The sequence below is a fragment of the Pedobacter sp. genome (assembly GCF_041645105.1).
Classification (GTDB): Bacteria; Bacteroidota; Bacteroidia; order Sphingobacteriales; family Sphingobacteriaceae; genus Pedobacter.
Window position 1 is genome coordinate 16,719 of sequence record NZ_JBAZQQ010000004.1, and the last position, 18,413, is coordinate 35,131.

Annotated in this window: 17 protein-coding genes and 2 tRNA genes; 7 read left to right on the forward strand and 12 right to left on the reverse strand. The window is 34.3% G+C overall.

Features of this window, described 5'->3' with window-relative positions; all coding sequences use genetic code 11:
• Window positions 1-18: 18 nt before the first annotated feature.
• Entirely contained in the window at window positions 19-585 is a 567-nt protein-coding gene (locus tag WC623_RS13505; RefSeq protein ID WP_372851896.1) for a redoxin domain-containing protein, read from the forward strand.
• 151 nt (window positions 586-736) lie between these two features.
• Window positions 737-1,651 carry a DUF6268 family outer membrane beta-barrel protein gene (locus tag WC623_RS13510; RefSeq protein ID WP_372851898.1) on the forward strand — a complete coding sequence of 305 codons (915 nt, stop codon included), beginning with the start codon at window positions 737-739 and terminating at the stop codon, window positions 1,649-1,651.
• Here the strand turns inward: WC623_RS13510 and WC623_RS13515 are convergent.
• The 4 genes from WC623_RS13515 to WC623_RS13530 form a co-directional block, all read right to left on the reverse strand.
• A complete protein-coding gene (locus WC623_RS13515) occupies window positions 1,648-2,403 on the reverse strand; it encodes a LytR/AlgR family response regulator transcription factor (RefSeq protein ID WP_372851900.1) in 756 nt (251 codons plus the stop codon). The two genes, WC623_RS13510 and WC623_RS13515, sit on opposite strands and share 4 nt — an antisense overlap.
• Entirely contained in the window at window positions 2,400-3,461 is a 1,062-nt protein-coding gene (locus tag WC623_RS13520; protein WP_372851902.1) for a sensor histidine kinase, read from the reverse strand. Before WC623_RS13520 ends, WC623_RS13515 begins: the two co-directional genes overlap by 4 nt.
• An 89-nt stretch (window positions 3,462-3,550) precedes the next feature.
• On the reverse strand, window positions 3,551-4,159 hold the full coding sequence (locus WC623_RS13525; protein WP_372851904.1) for a porin family protein: 609 nt from the start codon (window positions 4,157-4,159) through the stop codon (window positions 3,551-3,553).
• A gap of 322 nt (window positions 4,160-4,481) precedes the next feature.
• Window positions 4,482-4,550 (reverse strand) — tRNA-Met (locus WC623_RS13530).
• A gap of 57 nt (window positions 4,551-4,607) precedes the next feature.
• On the opposite strand from WC623_RS13530, the gene WC623_RS13535 reads away from it, so the two are divergent.
• Complete coding sequence (locus tag WC623_RS13535) at window positions 4,608-5,726, forward strand: tyrosine-type recombinase/integrase (RefSeq protein ID WP_372851906.1); 1,119 nt, start codon at window positions 4,608-4,610, stop codon at window positions 5,724-5,726.
• 27 nt (window positions 5,727-5,753) lie between these two features.
• Window positions 5,754-5,915, forward strand: coding sequence for a hypothetical protein (locus WC623_RS13540; protein ID WP_372851909.1), 162 nt, complete (start codon window positions 5,754-5,756; stop codon window positions 5,913-5,915).
• A 115-nt stretch (window positions 5,916-6,030) separates the two neighbouring features.
• On the opposite strand, the gene WC623_RS13545 is transcribed toward WC623_RS13540, so the two are convergent.
• From WC623_RS13545 to WC623_RS13580, 8 genes are all read right to left on the reverse strand, one after another.
• A complete protein-coding gene (locus WC623_RS13545; protein ID WP_372851911.1) occupies window positions 6,031-6,879 on the reverse strand; it encodes a hypothetical protein in 849 nt (282 codons plus the stop codon).
• A gap of 50 nt (window positions 6,880-6,929) precedes the next feature.
• Window positions 6,930-8,408 carry a hypothetical protein gene (locus WC623_RS13550; RefSeq protein WP_372851913.1) on the reverse strand — a complete coding sequence of 493 codons (1,479 nt, stop codon included), beginning with the start codon at window positions 8,406-8,408 and terminating at the stop codon, window positions 6,930-6,932.
• Between the two features lie 916 nt (window positions 8,409-9,324).
• Entirely contained in the window at window positions 9,325-10,086 is a 762-nt protein-coding gene (locus WC623_RS13555; protein ID WP_372851915.1) for a hypothetical protein, read from the reverse strand.
• Window positions 10,087-10,404: 318 nt separating this feature from the next.
• Window positions 10,405-10,923: a hypothetical protein gene (locus WC623_RS13560; protein ID WP_372851917.1), complete on the reverse strand. Its 519-nt coding sequence runs from the start codon at window positions 10,921-10,923 to the stop codon at window positions 10,405-10,407.
• 304 nt (window positions 10,924-11,227) lie between these two features.
• Complete coding sequence (locus tag WC623_RS13565; protein ID WP_372851919.1) at window positions 11,228-13,069, reverse strand: hypothetical protein; 1,842 nt, start codon at window positions 13,067-13,069, stop codon at window positions 11,228-11,230.
• Between the two features lie 71 nt (window positions 13,070-13,140).
• Window positions 13,141-13,545, reverse strand: a complete 405-nt coding sequence (locus WC623_RS13570) for a hypothetical protein (protein WP_372851921.1) — start codon at window positions 13,543-13,545, stop codon at window positions 13,141-13,143.
• A gap of 107 nt (window positions 13,546-13,652) precedes the next feature.
• The gene (locus WC623_RS13575) at window positions 13,653-14,462 is read right to left on the reverse strand and encodes a hypothetical protein (protein WP_372851923.1); all 810 of its coding nucleotides are present in this window, start codon (window positions 14,460-14,462) and stop codon (window positions 13,653-13,655) included.
• Window positions 14,463-14,780: 318 nt separating this feature from the next.
• A tRNA-Met gene (locus WC623_RS13580) sits at window positions 14,781-14,854 on the reverse strand.
• A gap of 343 nt (window positions 14,855-15,197) precedes the next feature.
• On the opposite strand from WC623_RS13580, the gene WC623_RS13585 reads away from it, so the two are divergent.
• The 3 genes from WC623_RS13585 (at window position 15,198) to WC623_RS13595 (ending at window position 18,410) form a co-directional block, all read left to right on the forward strand.
• Window positions 15,198-15,578: an START-like domain-containing protein gene (locus WC623_RS13585; protein WP_349785892.1), complete on the forward strand. Its 381-nt coding sequence runs from the start codon at window positions 15,198-15,200 to the stop codon at window positions 15,576-15,578.
• A 30-nt stretch (window positions 15,579-15,608) separates the two neighbouring features.
• On the forward strand, window positions 15,609-17,048 hold the full coding sequence (locus WC623_RS13590; protein ID WP_372851925.1) for an LptF/LptG family permease: 1,440 nt from the start codon (window positions 15,609-15,611) through the stop codon (window positions 17,046-17,048).
• A 150-nt stretch (window positions 17,049-17,198) separates the two neighbouring features.
• Entirely contained in the window at window positions 17,199-18,410 is a 1,212-nt protein-coding gene (locus WC623_RS13595) for a bifunctional 3,4-dihydroxy-2-butanone-4-phosphate synthase/GTP cyclohydrolase II (RefSeq protein ID WP_372851927.1), read from the forward strand.
• Window positions 18,411-18,413 lie beyond the last annotated feature (3 nt).

The window sequence follows — 18,413 nt, forward strand, 5'->3', positions numbered from 1 at the left end:
AAATAAATGAAACACAATATGAACTTTAAAACAATAACAATATTCAGTATAATGATGGCCATTACTTTATCTGTATTGGCATGCTCCAATGGTAATGGAAAAGCTAATGATAGTGCAAAGTCGGAAGTAGCAACTCCTGAAACTCCCGCAACACCTGTTGTTGAAAATGAACCTACAAACGATGGGATATCCTTTTTAGATGAGCATAAAAAAGCTGTCACTTTGAATGACCTTAAGGGAAAAGTTGTATTCATCAACTTTTGGGCTACCTGGTGTCCTCCATGCGTTCGTGAAATGCCATCTATCAACAATTTAAAGAAACACTATAAGAATAAGGATTTAGTTTTTCTAATGGTTGATGTTGATGGAAATTACGATGTGTCAAAAAGGTTTATGGAGAAGAACAATTTAGACCTTCCACTTTATATGCCTAATGGTGAAATTCCATCACGCTTTTTAGGCAATTCTATTCCGACTACAGTTATTCTCGATAAAATGGGTAAGATGGTTGCAAGGATAGAAGGAGGCAGAGATTATATGGCTCCGGAAATTATTTCGTCAATGGATAATCTGCTTGAAAAATAGCAGATTCTATCTTTTTAGTATTTTATTTAGGATGTAAATAAGTCTATCTACTTGCATTTGGTCATACACAGGCAGCCAGTCGTCAATAATCTTTTCTCTTTAAAATCTGACTCCCGTTCTTCGTGTCTGATATACAGATTAGATACAAAACATGAAAACATTACGTTATTTTTTTACGATATCCGGTATAACTTTCGGATCCTCTCTATTTGCTCAAACTGGATTCTCAGGAAAAATTAAGGCTGAATATGTTCCTTTCTCCAATTATGTAAGACCAATAGATAGTCTTAAAACGGGATCTACTAGTGATTTTAAGCGAATTCAGACTGCTTTTAGTATTCCCATTTCAACAACATTAGATGAACTTGGAAGACCAAGAATATGGGCTGTTGGTGTCGAAGGCTCTTATGCTAAAATGGAAAATCGTAATTACGAGGAATCATTATTTCCTTCAGAGATGCTCAATGCACAGATTGGTTTAATCCATTCCAGGCACATCAGTAAAACCTGGTCAATTATGGCGATGGCTTCTGTAGGAGTTTATACTGATATGGAAGAAATTTCTTCTAAGGACCTGCTTGCCCAGGGGGGTGTTTTGTTCATTAAGCATTTCAATCCTAGATTGGCACTAGGTGTAGGTCCTGTATTAACCAATACCTTTGGTGTCCCTATGGTTATGCCGGGTTTATATTTCAATTGGTCTACACAGGGACGGTACAAGCTACAAATTAATTTCCCGAATGGGATCGAGTTTGGTGCAAAATTGAGCGATGCAGTAGAACTTAAAACTGTAGTGGAACTGAGTGGTATGACTGCTGAAGTTAACCGTAATAATACTTCAATGCTTTTAGGCTACCAACAGGTTGTTGCTGGTTTACGTCCTGAAATTAAATTGAGTAAATCACTTTCTATGCAATTGACTGCTGGTACATCACTTGCCCGTTCTTTTAGTTTGACAAGTAGAAGATTAAAGGATTTCTTTAAGATGAAGGATGAAGCAGACCCTCGATTTACTACTACTTTTTATGGATCTGCTGGGTTGTCATGGAATTTTTCCAAACGCTAGCGGCTCAAAAGTTTATTGTAAACCACCTCATTTAATAAATCCTCCCTACGGGTTCTGGAAATTGGAAGTTCCTGTCCATTGATGAAAATCCGACCTCCAGATATCTGGTCTATATGAGCAATGTTGATTAGATAAGATTTATGAATTCTAAAAAAGTTATCCCTTGGAAGTGTTTCTTCCAGGGATATCATCGTTTGGTGAATCACCAGTTCCTGATTTTTAAAATGGAGTTTAGCATAATTCTGCATGCCTTCAATATATAGGATATCAACCCAGGATATCTTTCGGAAGCTATCACCTTGCCTAATGTATAAAAATGTATCTACAGGTTGTGGGTTTCGGGTGCTTATGCTCATCATATACAGCTGTCTAGCTTTCAGAGTAGCTTGGTAAAAACGCTTAAATGGGATTGGTTTCAATAAATAATCTACGATCTGAAGTCTGAAACCCTCTAACGCATGTTCCGAATAAGCCGTGGTTATGATTGTAAGTGGTGGATGTTCCAACGATTCTAGAAAATCGAGCCCGGATAAATAAGGCATGTTAATGTCCAGAAAAAGAAGATCAATACTTCCTTTTCTTATGTATTCAGAAGCTTCCATTGCTGAAGAACAGGAGCCTGCAACAGTTAAAAAGTCTAACTTTTCAATGAAATCAATAATTCCAGCCCTCGCCAGGGGCTCATCATCAATAACCAGACACTGCATAACAGGTTCAGTCTGTAAAGAGTTTGAGTTAAGTGTCGTGGTCATGAGTTTGATGGGTTTAATTGTAAGCGCAAATGAACCTTAAAGCTTGATTCTGTTTTTTCAATATCTAGTTTGTGCCTTTCCGGGTATAGGATTTCCAATCTTTTTTGAACATTAGTTAAACCTATACCTCCAGTGTCTTGCTTGCGTGGCTGTTGTGCTGAATTGGAGTTTTCAATGTTCAGTTCAAGTATTTCGCCCGATTGTTTTAATACCAAATGTACATAGCCCTTTTCTGTAGGTAAACGGGATACATGTTTAAATGCATTTTCTATAAAGGGTACCAACAATAATGGAGATATTTCACTTTTGCCATTCTGAATGGTCCAGGAATATTTCACTTCAAGTTCATCAGCCCATCTGATTTGTTCTATTGCAACCAAATCTTTCAAGTATTTCAGTTCCTTTTCCAGTGTCACAAATTCACGGTTACACTCGTACAATTGATACCTGAGAATATCTGAAAAGCGGATTAACAATACAGAAGCGCGGTCAATGTCTTTCTGCATAAGGATATGTATGTGATTAAGCACATTGAACATCAGGTGCGGATTGATCTGATCCTGTAAAATCCTAAGTTGTGCTTCCAGATGTACTTTAAGTAATTGCTCATGACTTTTCTCCATGAGGCTATGCTCCTGGTAAAACCGCAGGCCGCAAGCCGTGGCATTGATTAGAATTGCAGAGGGAAGGTTGCTGTAAAACCTGAGCAGAGATTCGCTATAGGCTTCTATTCTTTCAGGAGTATCAAAAACAGTCCCCATTACATAATGTTTATAAAACCACAATGGGATAACTGTTAATATAAAAGCTAGAAGCAAGGTCATTAAAAGGCTTTGACCTACAAATAACCTCATTTTTCCATTAACAAGTGCATTTGGCAGTAGAATATCACTAACTGTATGGGCTACAATAATGGCTGCTGTTACAAACGAGATTGATAGCAAAATTGAAGGAACCAGCTGAAAATCTTTTATCATTTGTGCCCAAATGGATATACCCAGGAGTAACCAGTAAAAGCAGATAAAAAGCCAGTGTTTATTGAGTAGACTCTTTTTCATATATAAGATAGACTGTCCGAAAGGCAACAGTTCATAGAGAGCCGTTCCGTTCGGACAGTTTGAAATAGGTTGTAAAAGTATGAAGAATTTTATAAGATCATGAAGCCGATGCTGGCCTGGAAGGAATTAGGTCTTGCCTTAAATTCTTTACTTATGTTATTCAATGCACCTTCATATCTTAAATCGAGGGTTAATTTTCCAATATCTACACCGGCTCCTACCTGATAACCAATATTAGATTTGTCGAATTTCTGAAAAGATTGAGATATCTGTTTCAAAGTTGAGGTTTTATCATTCAATACATAAGAATAGACACCGCCACCAAAAATTCTAAAGTTTACATTATCCGACTGTAGTAACTTGTAGCCAACCAGTACCGGAACTTCTATACTGTTCCATTTGGCTTGTTTAGCGCTGATAGTGCTATTTTCTACTTTCGATTTTTTCTGAGAATACAATAGCTCAGCCTGTACATACAACTTTGAAATATCTATTCGCGTGAACATCCCTCCATGGTATCCCAGGGAATATTTGGAGTCTAATTTGCTATTCGATAAAGAAAGGTTAGAGAAATTTGCTCCTCCCTTAAAGCCAATGTGTATTGGCATTTTGCTTTGTGATTTCACCTCATTGGCCATGAACGTCATACCTATAAGGAGTAACATTGCCAGATTTTTCAATTTTAATTGTGTTTCCATTTTTATTATTTTCCACAAAAGAGTGGAATTCTGCGTTCCTCTTCAAAATGATTTGACCAATTGCAAGTCTGCATTGACAGATGGCTAATCGGAATGCATAATCTATCGCGATATTAGAATTAACATGTTTATTTGAGCATTTTGTTGAAGTGCTTTTATAAGATTGTATCTCGTCATCCCAATAATTTCGGTTTAATTTGCTCAGGAGTATATAGGTAACCTATATATGATTTGATGAGTATGAATTTCTTTGGATTATACAAGTACTGAATGTTTCGCTTTAAACGTAAAAAAGCCCAACTTTCGTTGAGCTTTCTTTCAGTAGCGGGGAGCAGGATCGAACTGCCGACCTCAGGGTTATGAATCCTGCGCTCTAACCATCTGAGCTGCTGGAAATGAGTTTGTTATAATTTGAATTTGGTATGTGCGCCATTTAATGCGCCAAATCATGTTTACTGATCCTAAGATTGTTTTAACAGAAGACCTTAATGTAAGAGGTTACATTACTTATTATTTTGATGGAAAAAGAATCCGAGAGTATAATGCAAAAAAGTTAAATGCGGACATCAATCCTAATTTTGCAAAAACTTATAGTGATAAGAAAAGACTTTTAGCAAAATTGCAGTTTGAGTTTAAAAAGGCACTAAACTCAGGATGGTCACCTTTACAAGTTGATCTTAACAAAAGTGTTTCGCTAAAGGAAGCGATGAACAATGTTCTTAATGAAAAATTAAGTTCAGGCTATAGTAAAACTTATAAACGTGATTTAAATAAAGTCTTTGATCAATTTACATCTTTTATTCCTAAATCGATCTTAAATCAGTTTGTTGATAATGTTGACCCCTCCTATATTGAGGATTTTTTATGTCAGTTTAAAAGTTCTAATCGTCACTATATGAATAAGAGAAGATCATTGTCAGTTTTCTTCTCTGAAATGGTAAAGAGGGGATACGCTAATAAAAATATTGTTTTAAATACGAGTAGCTTAAAAGCCAAATCAGTTCTTCATACGCCATATAAGAAAGAGGAGTTAAAAAGTGTACTTGAATTTCTTAGTGTAGATTTTCCAAACCTCCATTTGTGCTGCATGCTTACATATGGATGTTTACTTCGTCCTCATCAAGAAATAAGGCTATTGAAAAGGAAGCATATCAACGATAATTTTAGTGAGATTCATTTATCGGGTAGTGAAAATAAGAGTGGTAGAATTAGAACGGTTTACATCCCGGGATATATCTCGGAAATATTGAGAGTGCGATTGGAAGCATGTGATAATATGGAGTTTAATATTTTTACTCTTGACGAATGTGCTTTTAACGAAGATTATTTTAAAACGCAATGGTCAAGAGCAAAAGTGGAAATGCTTAAATCAGGCTTGATTAGAAAGGGGCAAACCCTTTATTCTTTCCGACATACTGCTGCCATTAATGTATATCGAAAAACCAAGGATTTGCACATCTTACAGCAACTTTTACAGCATTCTAATATGATTGTAACCTTGAACTATTTGAGGGGCTTAGGAGAGATTAATGATGAGCGTTTAAGGGATGTGTTGCCAGAATTGTAAAACTAAATTTTTTAACTATATTCAAGCATGAAAACAGCACTCTCAATCATCGGAGTTATTATCGCATTATTTATAGTTTCTGCCATCTACCAACAATTTATTAATTTACTAGCAAGTATTCCTTGGTGGCTATGGATCATTTTTATTGGGATTACAATTTGGATTTACAATTCAAATAATAATGATTAGGTAAAATCAATATCCAAAATTTGATCTATTTTCTATTTTAATGGGTAGGTTTATTTTTTGGATATTGCCCTTATAAAAAGAAAGAATGCTAATAGAGAACTCATCTTTACTAAGATTAATTTTGATCTGCACCTTCTAAGATTTCTTCTCCATGGCAATGTGCACATTTTTTAAAGCCCAATTGTTCTAAAATGGCCCCTTCAAATTTTAGGTTTGGATTAAACTTAACCCTGTAATAATTACGAAGCAATTTTTTTAGCGGTCTTTTAAAAGCTTTGTCATATTGTTTCAGGAATTTTTTTAAAACTTCGTCCGTATACTTTGTCGAATTGTTCTTGAATGAATAGCTTGTATAAGCCATTGATGTCGACTTTATAAAATTATCTATTACGTATTTCTTATAATCACTTGCCTTATTGTAGTATTCTTGAATCTCTGCCAACAAGGTGTCTATTTTTAGTGTAAGGTCTTCAAGATCTAAATTTTCATTCTCTTGAACCCCAGAATTACCGACTTCAAATTCCTCTGCACTTCTTTTAATCCCAAAGGCTGCTTGAAGTCTCATAACATAAGTATCTGGCTTTTCCAATAAGGATTTATTTTCGTTGAACCATTTACGGAATCTCAAAACTTCTTCTTTTCCTTTATCCTTTATTTCTTGGGGAATCTCGTAATTCCGAAAGGTAGAAATAAGCTTTGGACAGTCGAGCTTAGCATGATACGCCGGTTGACCTCCTTCGAAAACATAACTTAATGTATCAATATTTTCAATTTTTTCATATTTACTATTGACAAATTCATCAGGATTTGAGTAAAGTTTACTAATTGCTAAGAGAATATTTTTGTCTTTGAGACTGAACAGATTAATTCTCTGACCGTAAACATCTCCTTCAAAATTTTTTATTTTCCCAAAATCTATTTCTCTTATAATTCTACTTGCATTTGATTTTGTAATATAAGCCATTTAAATATTTCTCTAAATTCTCCCTAGTGATCTTAAAAAACTCGCCCTAACTATATTTTCACATTAGACGCAGATTGTTTATTACTCTTACTTGCATCAATCAAAACAATACTCTCTTCACTGTCAATCTTCAGACTCTTTAGTATATTCTTGACATTTGAAAGTTCAATTGCATCAAAGTATAGAATTACTTTTATACTTTTTTTTGTGTCATTGGCCTGCTGATAAATTTCAACTTGTTTGGCCAAATTTTGTTTTAATTTTGAATTGGATGCTAGTTTAAATTCTACTAATGTTTTGTCTCTTGATCCTTTCGATATCTTGTAATCAACTGGCCCCCTTCCATTGTTGGTCTCACTATTGACATCAAATTCTGTTGAATACCAAGTAAGTCTGAAGATAACTTGAATGTCAGACTCTCTCTTAATTGGTTGATTTTTATAGTAAAACAATCTATATCCATCATTATTTTCTATAACTTTTTTTAGAAATAGAACTCTCTTTAACGAAGCGTCATAAGAATCTTGATCTTTTACTTTTTCAAAATAATCAGTATTTTCTGCAAGACTCTCAATAAGATCAGATACATTTTTAATAAATATATTTTGTATTTCTGAAACATTTGTAATTGCCGAAGCCTTAGCTGAAATTGTTGTATTCTCCTTTAATTTAATATAGTAGTTAATAATCTCCGGAAACTTTATTAATGCCTTTGAGATAGCATAGGCCTTTTCTTTTGCTGTTGCTTTTGGTTTTTTTTTCGTTGGCGCAGGTAAATTTGATATAAAATAATTATTGATTTCTGCTCTTAATCTCTCATTTGGAATTCCTTCAACGGAATCTCTAAATCTTTTTGTTAGATCATTTCTATTAAGCCAACTATCATCTTTAGTCAAGATGTCTTTAGGCGTTAATAATATAAAGTCTTCGTTGAAGTAGGGTAGAGTGTACGCCTTTGGCATCCATCGCTCTAATCTATAGTCGAAATAGGCTTTAGCTACTGGTATCTTTAACCTTTGTGTATCATTTAAGTATTGAAGGGCAAATGTCTGAGTATATTCTAGGAGGAAGGAGTAAATTAAATTAGTAGTGAAATCGCTTATATTATCTCTTCCTACCCCTACATTGAACAAGCAAGCCTTTTCAATATGACTAGATGCAGTTATTGTCTCTTTGCCTAGGTCATTAAATATAATATCTAAATTTTTACTAAATGCACTTGCAAAATCTTTACCTAGACCTCTTCCTCCATTCCCAACGACACTATACCCAAGCCAATTTTGCTTTATTTCTGGAAACATGTACCATGCTTCTAGTTCACCCTTTGAAAGATTAGATGATTTAGATTTAAGAAAGGCAACATAATCAAGAATATTTGAATGCAATTTTTTATATTCCTCTTTGGTACTGCCAAACAGTAAAAATGGGTCGATAAAGAGAGGCAGATCATTTACTAGAGAAACATCTAACGCACCGTAGTGCTCTAGAAGAGAACTGTCAATATTGAAAATGTTAGAGAAATATACCATAATGAGCAATTAATTGAACCAAATATAACTTTTCTGTTTATAATTCCAATTATTTGGAAATAAGACCATATTATATATTTCTTTTCAATAAATATTTGTGCTCACCGCCTGCGAATGGAACGAGGGTCACTGGAGTAAAGCTATGGAATAGCAATCCAGTGATATGTTTCGCAGAAACACAAGGATTGGCGGAATTGTTGATCTGTTGGCCTTGAGCATTGCTTTATCAACAATTGTGACAAACCAAAGCCTGAGAGACCCGCAGGTGAGCCACACTGAGAAAAGCGATAGCTTTATTAGTCACGTATGTGTTTAATAAAGATAGAGTAGCTTTTCATGAGCAACGCCTCTTGCTAAAAGCCAAAAATGATGACAGATTGCAAGTGGGTAGATTAAGCCAGGCTGAAAAAGCCTAGCTGTGTGCGTTGGGGCAAGTGAAGTAAAGATGTGCTTGTAAAGCTTATCAAACGAACGACATCTGGCGTTATTTTATGGCTAGCTTAGTAGTTGCGAATACCATATTTCCTGCGTCTTGCTTTCATAACTCTACAGGCTCTTAATAGCACGAATTTTCAGCATTGTCCCTCCTAAAAGAAGCACATCAGTTTATATCAGCACCAATCAAAGACTAAAACTCCCCTTTCTCCTTGTAAGCACCAAAAGAGAGAGGGGAGATTTTTAGGATGCAAATAGGTTTTATCTATGTCTTATTTTATTTAGGTACGCTATTCCAGCAAATAATAGTATAAGCAGAACACCAAATAATAATTTTAGAGATTCATCTGTCATAATTCCAATGGTTAATTAGCTATTTCCTCTTAAATACTTTTCCTGCGATATATCCGAATGCTATAACGATTGCAAAAGCAAGTATCACATCTGTTATAATTTCCATTCTTATGTTATCCTTAAAATTTTATTTACAGCTATATTTGTTAGTCGCAATGTAACTGGAATCACCTCCATTAGGATTAAAGTCTTTCCTTTTCACTTTAACCACATTTCCCATATCATCTTTCTCATAAGTGTATTCAACATAATGGTCGATACTATAAGTCGTTTTGGATAGTTGATTTTTAGAAAGCTTTCCGAAATATTTTTGTAACGGGCTATCATAAAACTTTGGTAAGCCTCTACCCATGTAATCATGATAAAAGTTCTCTAATGCTAAGTCATTATTATAAGTGAATGTAGTAGTGTATGTTCCATCATTTGAGGAGACTAAATTTCCGTTAGAATAGGTGTGTTTTGTTATTTTTGAAGTAATACCCTCAACCTCATTTTCTTCTATTAAATAGCCCTCTAAATTATAAATGTAGGTTGTAGTAGTAACGCTTGAAGTTCCATTATAACCTTTAGTATGTTTTGTTACTCTACCTTGAGGATCTAAATCATATTTATGTGTTAAACCTGCAGTATTGTGCCAATCTTTTTCAATGACTATGATTTGATTTTTAGAATAGGTAAAGACCTCACTATATGAGTCGTCAGTAAATTTGGAATTAGATACTGTTCCATCAGGATTATAGCTGTAAATAGTTTTAGCATCATCATTAGACCATGATACTTCTGTCAATTGACAATTCGGCTGTTTATCCTCTTCTGTGGGATTGGATTTTTTGCATGACGCTACGATCAGTAAAGAAACTGAGAGCATTAAAATTAGAACTTTCTTCATTCTGTTTGTTCGTTGTTAAAATCGAAAGTCCCTAATTCGATTGGTTATAAATGCAATAAGCGCAGGACAGTAACCAAAATCCGAATGAGAGAGGCACCTAGGAGAGCCCGTACACAAACAGATAGGTTACGCCCCACGCTTATTGCATGAGACGTTACTCTAACTGTCCTTGTTTGTGTACTTGAAAATTTCCTAGGTTTCCTCTGTTACAAGAACTTTAGCTAACGCTTATATTTTAATTAAATTGAACTCTATTTTATAAATTAATGCCTATTGCACCTCCGTTTTTTGTTATTTACTAACCAAAAGTAGCAAATTTTAATAAAGATAGTGTGATTTACACTCGTCTTTTAGGCTTAACGATGCCTCAATTGTGGTGATCGAGATATAATTTGTTTCACCTTGGGCTATAGTGCTATTGAAGTAGTTTAGCAACTCAATTGGCATAAAATTGATCTTTACTGAATATAGGATGTCTGTGGTCTCCTCATTCGAGCAGATAACAGAATATATTTTTAAAATGAGCGTATTTGTTAAATCACTCCCGTACTTTTTAAGTGCTTCTTTACTAAGATCAATAATTATGCAGTATCTATGATCTTTTGGGCTTTCTGTTAGGGTGATATTCCAAAACTGACAAAGAAATTCTCTGATCAAATTAGCATTGAGGTCATTCTTTGTATGTTCCATTTCACAGTAAGTTCTTAATTCAAAAGACTTAAGGTTTTTGAGTAGATCGATAGCGTTGCTAACAATTAAAGTGTAGATGGATTCTACCTTTTGGTTAATGATCTGAAATTGTTCATTTGTAATTTTGGTTTTTCTTTGCGTTTTCATGATTAAGAATAAAAGTGATTGGAAATTTATTCTGTAAAGTTTCCCCTCATAAAAAGTAAGGAGGAAATTCACTTCACATCAACACAACGGGAGGGGCTGAATACTATAGTCCCGGGGGGAGGGGATCACATATATCGATTTTAAAATTTTTTATTTTTGAATTTTTTTACCGGAATCATCCCTTTCTTTTTATGAGGGGTAACAAATAAAAAAGCACCAATAAAAACTGGTGCTTTAATTTATCAATATCCAAAATCAAAAGTTCCCCCTTAAATTAGATAAATTGATTGAATTTTGGATATTCCTAAATCTCCTTTATTCCTGTAATTACCCATATTTTCAATTTGCTATCCTGAGTTGAGGTTGTTGATTCATATGCATCATAATATTCTGATATATCGCTAGCCTTTGGCTTCTTCTGAATATTATATTTTTTGTACAGTTCCTCAGTTTTCTTTAGAAAATCACTTTTAAGAGGTCGATCGCCTATAACATATAAGGATGTTATTTCAGCTAAAAATTCAGTATTCTTCAGCGCTTGCTTTTCTTTCACCTTTTTGTATTCCGCTTTTAATTTAGAATCCTCAAAACCCAAAGCTTCAATTTTTTGAAATCCTAGAGTGTCATATATTTTTGAAAATTCAGGATGCTGCCTTCTTAGGTCATAAGGGTTATTATCGAAATCAAAAGATATCAAGCCGTTGCGTCTTGAACATTCAGCATTATATAAACCCGTCGCAATTTTTTTGTTTAATTCCTTTTTGCTCAATTGTCGTTGTTCTGAAAAGATTTCGTTATCTGTATAAAGGAAATCTTGATCGTCACGAATGGGGATAAAATATTCAGTTTTTATATAAGCTTCCTCTAATTCATCTTTTCCTAGGTAATAGCCCTTTATCTTTTCATCTAAGATGAAATTATCCAACATAAAATAATTTGTTTCGCCATTGTACTTAATGTATTTACTATAATCACTGTTTTCTAAAAGCTGATCAAATACTGTAACTTCTCTATCTGGTTCTAAGAGTGCTTTATCCCTGGCTTGTTTTACATCTCTGTAGCCTTGTATTTTATCAGCTATAGCTTTCCGGGCATCCATTTCATTCTTAGATTCAATTTTTGAATTAAAATTTGAAATGTGTGTAATGCTTGATATTCCATTTCTAAGTCTACCTTCAATTTGTACAGAATCAGTATATGGGTCTAGCATTGTAAACGAAGCTCTATAAATGTGAGAGACTAATATGACATCTGGCTTATCATCAATTTTAATATCTACCGCACTGAAAAATCTAGACGTAAAGAAATTGTATTGTGCAAATTCTCCTAATGTTGTGCTTGATTTGCGATAGCTCATTTTTCTTAATTTAACTACACTATTTTCAGCGCAATGAACCTTACTATGGTCATGAATACCTAAAACATTAATAATTTCATGAATTAAATCTGTGGAATTTAGAAAGATAAAAACCTTATTATCTTTTAATTCTAATAGCTTTTTGACAAGTGCATAGATAACATTATTTGTGTTTATGAGGGTTATCTTCTTTTTATAATCATAAGAAGGCTGAATCTTTAAGATCTTAAATCCATTTAGTGAAAATCTTGGATCTGACGGATTCATTGCTGTTGCAGAAATCATTGCTTTAGTATTGAAGTTGAAAAAATCATCAATGGGTAAGGTTATATCAGTTCTAAAGTCGCTATCTGTGGTCAATTTATCACATTCATCGATTAGCATAAAGAAATCTTCATATAAATTGAAGCCAGACTTCTCTATTGCTGGTTTTACTTTTTCTATATAGGCATGTGGGGTGCAAAGTATTTTCTTTGGTGATATTTCACTTTTCAAATATTTGATCACGTCAATTTCCTCTACTCCTTGAAACACTGATAATATGTTTGGGTACATTTTAGTTGTTGCATCATTGTGTAATGCATCTCTTTTACCTTCGAGTACTGGTGTATTAAATTCTAATATGATCGAATTACGCTCTTTATATAGACACTCCCAGTGAGTAGCCCCCTTTCCGGGCAAAACCTTAAATATAATGTAGTTGCTTGGAGTGCCATTTTTGAACTTCTCTGTATCGGAAAGCCATTGGTCTTTATTTATAGGAAGGTGTTCAGTTTCTAATGTGTTCATGTGGTTTTAATGTAGGTGGGTAAAAAAAGAAAAAGGCGTAAGGTCTTGTAAACCCTACGCCAGTATTTATTTTAGCTATTTAAAGCTACATCAAGCAATTCTTCTGCTGTGAAGGTTACATTGATTTTACCTGTTGCATAATCTTCAATAAAACGAAGAATATCACCTTCAACAATCACTTTAAAACCACTTGTAGCTCTTGCGTACATAAACTCTACCCAAGTGTATTTACGTCCGCTTTTATCCTCCCTAGTTTGAAGTTTAAGGTTTAATTTTACCCCGTTTTTCATTTGGTCGATAAAGCCAATGAATTGTTCAGGTTCATTACGAACCATACCGCGAGCATAATCCTCAAATTCTGATTTTCCAAAATAACCGTTATCATCATTCTCTTTAAAGAATTGCGTCGCGGATACTTTACGTGCGGTACTAGTGTTTTCGGTAGTTGTCACTGCTTTAAAAATGTTTGTTTTCATCTCATTATAATATGTTCAGCACCATTGCTGTAGTACAAATGTGCATAGAGATGAAAACGCTAGGGGCAATAGAAAATATCGAGTTTTAAAAAGTTTTATTGCCTTTATTATGAGGGGGTTACTTTTATCAGATGATTTCTAAGCAAAGCATGGATATAATCCTTTGGTTCGGATTCGATCTTGTTTCTATTTAAGTATCCGTACAATTCCAGTACATCAAAAAAGAAATTAGCTTGTGCATTGGTTATTAAAATATCTGAGGGTGTTGATAATTGCGTGTGTGCATTTAGATAAGTCCTTAGTTGAAGGCAAAAGCTAACAAGCATACTTTTATTGCTTGGCTTTTTAATCTTCAAATTTGATGCTACTTCTAGTCTTTCCATTGAAATAGGAGAGTCATTAGAAATTTCCGTTCCAAATACGTTAGATATAAAATGTTCACCTAAGAGGTACATAGGGAATTGTTTTGATTCTATTGCTGCATAAATCAACTCACACATCCATTGAGCTACCTCTGTATTTTTAATAGGGGCAGTATTTGTTGCTGATTTAGCCACAAGTTGAAATGCTTGATTTGGATTAGCTGTTTTGTGTGTCAGAAGAAACTGAGCCACTTCTTTTGTTGTCTGAGAATTATTATAAGCTTCATCTTCTATTTCTTGTGCCACTTGGCAGTTATCATTTAATATTATAATAGTGTAGTACAATTCATTGATGTGATCCTCGAGATGGTAACGTTTTAATATGACCAATAGAGCATTAAACATTTCAAAATGAACAGCATTATCGGCATAATCCCATTCTAGATTAGGTACTAGTCCACCTTGTTGTTTTATCCTAGCTTTTTGTTCTTCTGTGATATTAGGGAAGTAGTCTTTTAACCTGTCGAAATTGAGGTCTAGTTTAAAATCTGACATATTATATATGAGGGTGAAACTTTAGCAATATCCAAAATTAAGTCTAATTCTTTTATTTAAGGGGGATGTTTAAATTTTGGATATTGCTTTATAGCTCTTTCAATGCTATGATATTTGATTGGATTCGGAAGATTACTGCTTAATTTCGTGCGCCAAAGGATGCGCCAAATCCTTCTAAATATTGACCAAAATGGCTATTTCCTGAACGAAATTACTTACATTTGAAATAAGCACACGAGAGCTCAATTTATAAATAAAAACATTGTTTAAATAGCCTTAAACGTAAAAAAGCCCAACTTTCGTTGAGCTTTCTTTCAGTAGCGGGGAGCAGGATCGAACTGCCGACCTCAGGGTTATGAATCCTGCGCTCTAACCATCTGAGCTACCCCGCCGGGCTTTAAAATAATACATATTGTATTGGTTGTATTATTTTTAGAGCTGCAAATATAGGAGAATGAATTCAAATAATGAAAAATAAATATGCAATATGATTTTTAATACTGTTTTTGTGGTGATACTAAGCTACTTATTTTTAATTTATGATTATACTGAACAAAGCTCACTATAACTATTTGAAGCCGTAAATATCTTAATTTATATAAATGCCTGATTGAAGCGTATGACCTTTTGTGTAATAAAAAATCAGAGTGATTTTCTAAAGAGTTGCAAATATAGAATAAATTACTTTTCTTTAGAAATCAGTGTTATACAATAAATAGAAAATAAGTGTCAACGATGTCAGAAAAGAAAAAATTTACCCTGGAATATGAGTTGAGATCGTCTCCACGTATTTTGTTCAGCTTCATTAGTGAGCCTAATGGTTTATCTCAGTGGTTTGCCGATGACGTGATTTTCCGTGACCAGCTTTATACATTCACCTGGGATGATGAAATACAAAAAGCAAAGCTTTTAAGTATAAAAGAAAACAAACTTGTAAAATTCAAATGGCTGGATGATGAACCTCATTGTTATTTCGAAATGGAAATAGTACAGGATGAATTAACAAATGATGTAGCACTTTCTATTACCGACTTTGCTACAGAAGATACCCTTGCCGAACGTACATTAATCTGGGATAATCAAATAAACTACCTGCATAGTGTATTAGGTGCTTAATTTTCCGTTGGCTTTGCCTACATTTGTATATTGAAAAAGATACATTTACTACTTGTCAAAGCATTTATAAGGCCTTTCTTCGTCACTTTTTTTATAGTGATGTTTATACTATTGATGCTCTTTTTATTTAAGTATGTTGACGATCTGATCGGAAAAGGTTTTGAATGGTATGTCATACTTGAATTAATGTACTATGCATCTGCAGCAAATGTTTCAATGGCACTCCCGCTGTCCATTTTGCTTTCTTCAATCATGACTTTCGGTACGCTGGGAGAAAATTACGAGCTTGTTGCAATTAAATCAGCAGGTATCTCATTGCAAAAGGCAATGATGCCATTATTAGTGGTAATCATTGGTCTTGCTATTAGCTCCTTTATCTTTTCAGACTATATGCTACCCAAAGCGAATCTAAAATTTGGATCTTTGCTATGGGATATCAGAAACAAAAAACTATCCTTTCTGATTAAGGAAGGAGTCTTTAATAATAGTATACCAGGATATTCCATCAGGGTTGATAAGAAATATGATAATGGCGAATTGAAGAATGTGATGATCTATGATCATACAGGAAACAATGGGATTGCTAAAATCATCATTGCCAAAGAAGGAAAAATGTCCAAAGACGATGATTATTTATTGCTTAAACTTCATGATGGAGTGAGATATGAAGAGTCGAGTGGGAAAAATACATCTTATAATCCACGACAAGAGCTTACCCGAATGCGGTTTAAAGAAACTGATCAGAAGTTTGATATTTCCAGTTTTAAAATGAACCGGACTGATGAAGAGGGCTTTAGGGGGAATACTCAAATGCTCGACCTAAAGGGACTTCAAAAGAAAGAAGACTCTTTATCACGGGAATTAGATAGCGTCAATAAATTTGCTGCATTGAATGTTAGTAGTTATTACAAGCAGAATAACTATACTAAAGGATATACAAAAGAACTCTCTAAAGTAAAACCTGTTGAGGAACCTGTTTTAAAAACAGTTCCTAAAGATCAAAAATTAGCTGTAGTTCAGGGAGCGCTTGATCAGGCCAATTCAGTAATGCAAACTGCTTCTGGACGTATGGCTGATTTTGCTGATCGGACAAAGGCTATTATTAAGGTACAAATTGAATATCAAAAGAAATTTACACTCGCCGTTTCTTGTTTACTACTATTTTTTATTGGAGCACCATTGGGGGCTATTATTAGAAAGGGTGGGTTAGGACTACCTGTAGTGGTTGCTATCGTGTTCTTCTTGCTATACCATATTATCGCAACAGTGTCAGAGAAGTCTGCTACAACTGGATCTTTAACTCCTTTTTTCGGGATGTGGCTGGCCATTATCATATTGTCTCCATTGGGAGCATTTTTGACTTACAAAGCAACTGTTGACTCTGCTTTGTTTGATATAAATTATTTTAAACAGTTATTCCTAAACTTTCTTAAAAAATTTAACAGGAAAAAGGCTGCGGAAGAAGGCTAATCAATAATAAAGTTGCAACTGTTTATTCATTACTTATTTATGATATTTTATGGCGTAAATTTGTATTCGAAGGTTGTAACTTTGTAACGTAATTTTAATAGACATTCAATTGTTGTTATATCAGCATAAGGAAGTCGATAAACTTTAAAAATGGAAATTAAACTCGATGCAATAGAAGATGCTATTGCAGATATAAAAGCAGGAAAAGTTATCATCGTTGTAGATGATGAAGACAGAGAAAATGAAGGTGATTTCTTAACTGCGGCAGAGAATGCTACGCCTGAAGTAATCAATTTTATGGCAACCTATGGTAGAGGACTGATCTGCGCTCCTTTAACGGAACAAAGGTGCGATGAACTTGGGCTAGAGCCAATGGTAGGTAAGAATACCGCTGTGTATGAAACCAATTTTACAGTATCTGTCGATCTACAAGGATACGGCTGTACAACTGGTATTTCTGCATCAGATAGGTCAAAAACTATTATGGCACTAATTGATCCTAATATTGATCCGTCTGAATTAGGTAGACCAGGGCATATATTCCCATTAAGATCTAAAGATGGTGGCGTATTGCGTCGCTCTGGCCATACAGAGGCTACTGTTGATTTAGCTCGCTTAGCGGGATTTAAACCTGCAGGTGTACTTGTCGAAATCTTAAAAGAAGATGGAGAAATGGCCAGACTACCTGATTTGATTAAAATTGCTGAAAGACATCAGTTAAGAATCATTTCTATAAAAGATCTGATTGCATATAGATTAAGTAAAGAGTCTTTAATAAAAGAAGAGGTTACTATTAATTTACCTACGCAATGGGGTGATTTTAATATGACCGCTTATACGCAGATAGACAATAATGCAACACACTTAGCCATTAGTAAAGGAGAGTGGGCTGCAGATGAGCCTGTATTGGCACGCGTTCATAGCTCATGTGTTACTGGTGATATTTTTGGTTCATGCCGTTGTGATTGTGGGCCACAGCTACATAAAGCAATGGAAATGATTAACAAAGAGGGAAAAGGTGTTGTCGTTTATATGAATCAGGAAGGCCGTGGCATTGGACTGATCAATAAGCTTCGTTCTTATAATCTTCAGGATGCTGGATTTGATACTGTTGAAGCCAATATTAAATTAGGATTTAAAGGTGATGAACGCGATTATGGTGTAGGTGCACAGATCTTAAGAGCTCAAGGGGTAACTAAAATGAGGTTAATGTCTAACAACCCTACAAAAAGAGCGGGACTAATTGGTTATGGATTAGAAATCGTAGAGAATATTGCTATTGAAATAGAAAGTAATGTTCACAACGAACAGTATTTAAAAACAAAACGTGATAAAATGGGTCATCAGATCATGAAAGGCTAAATA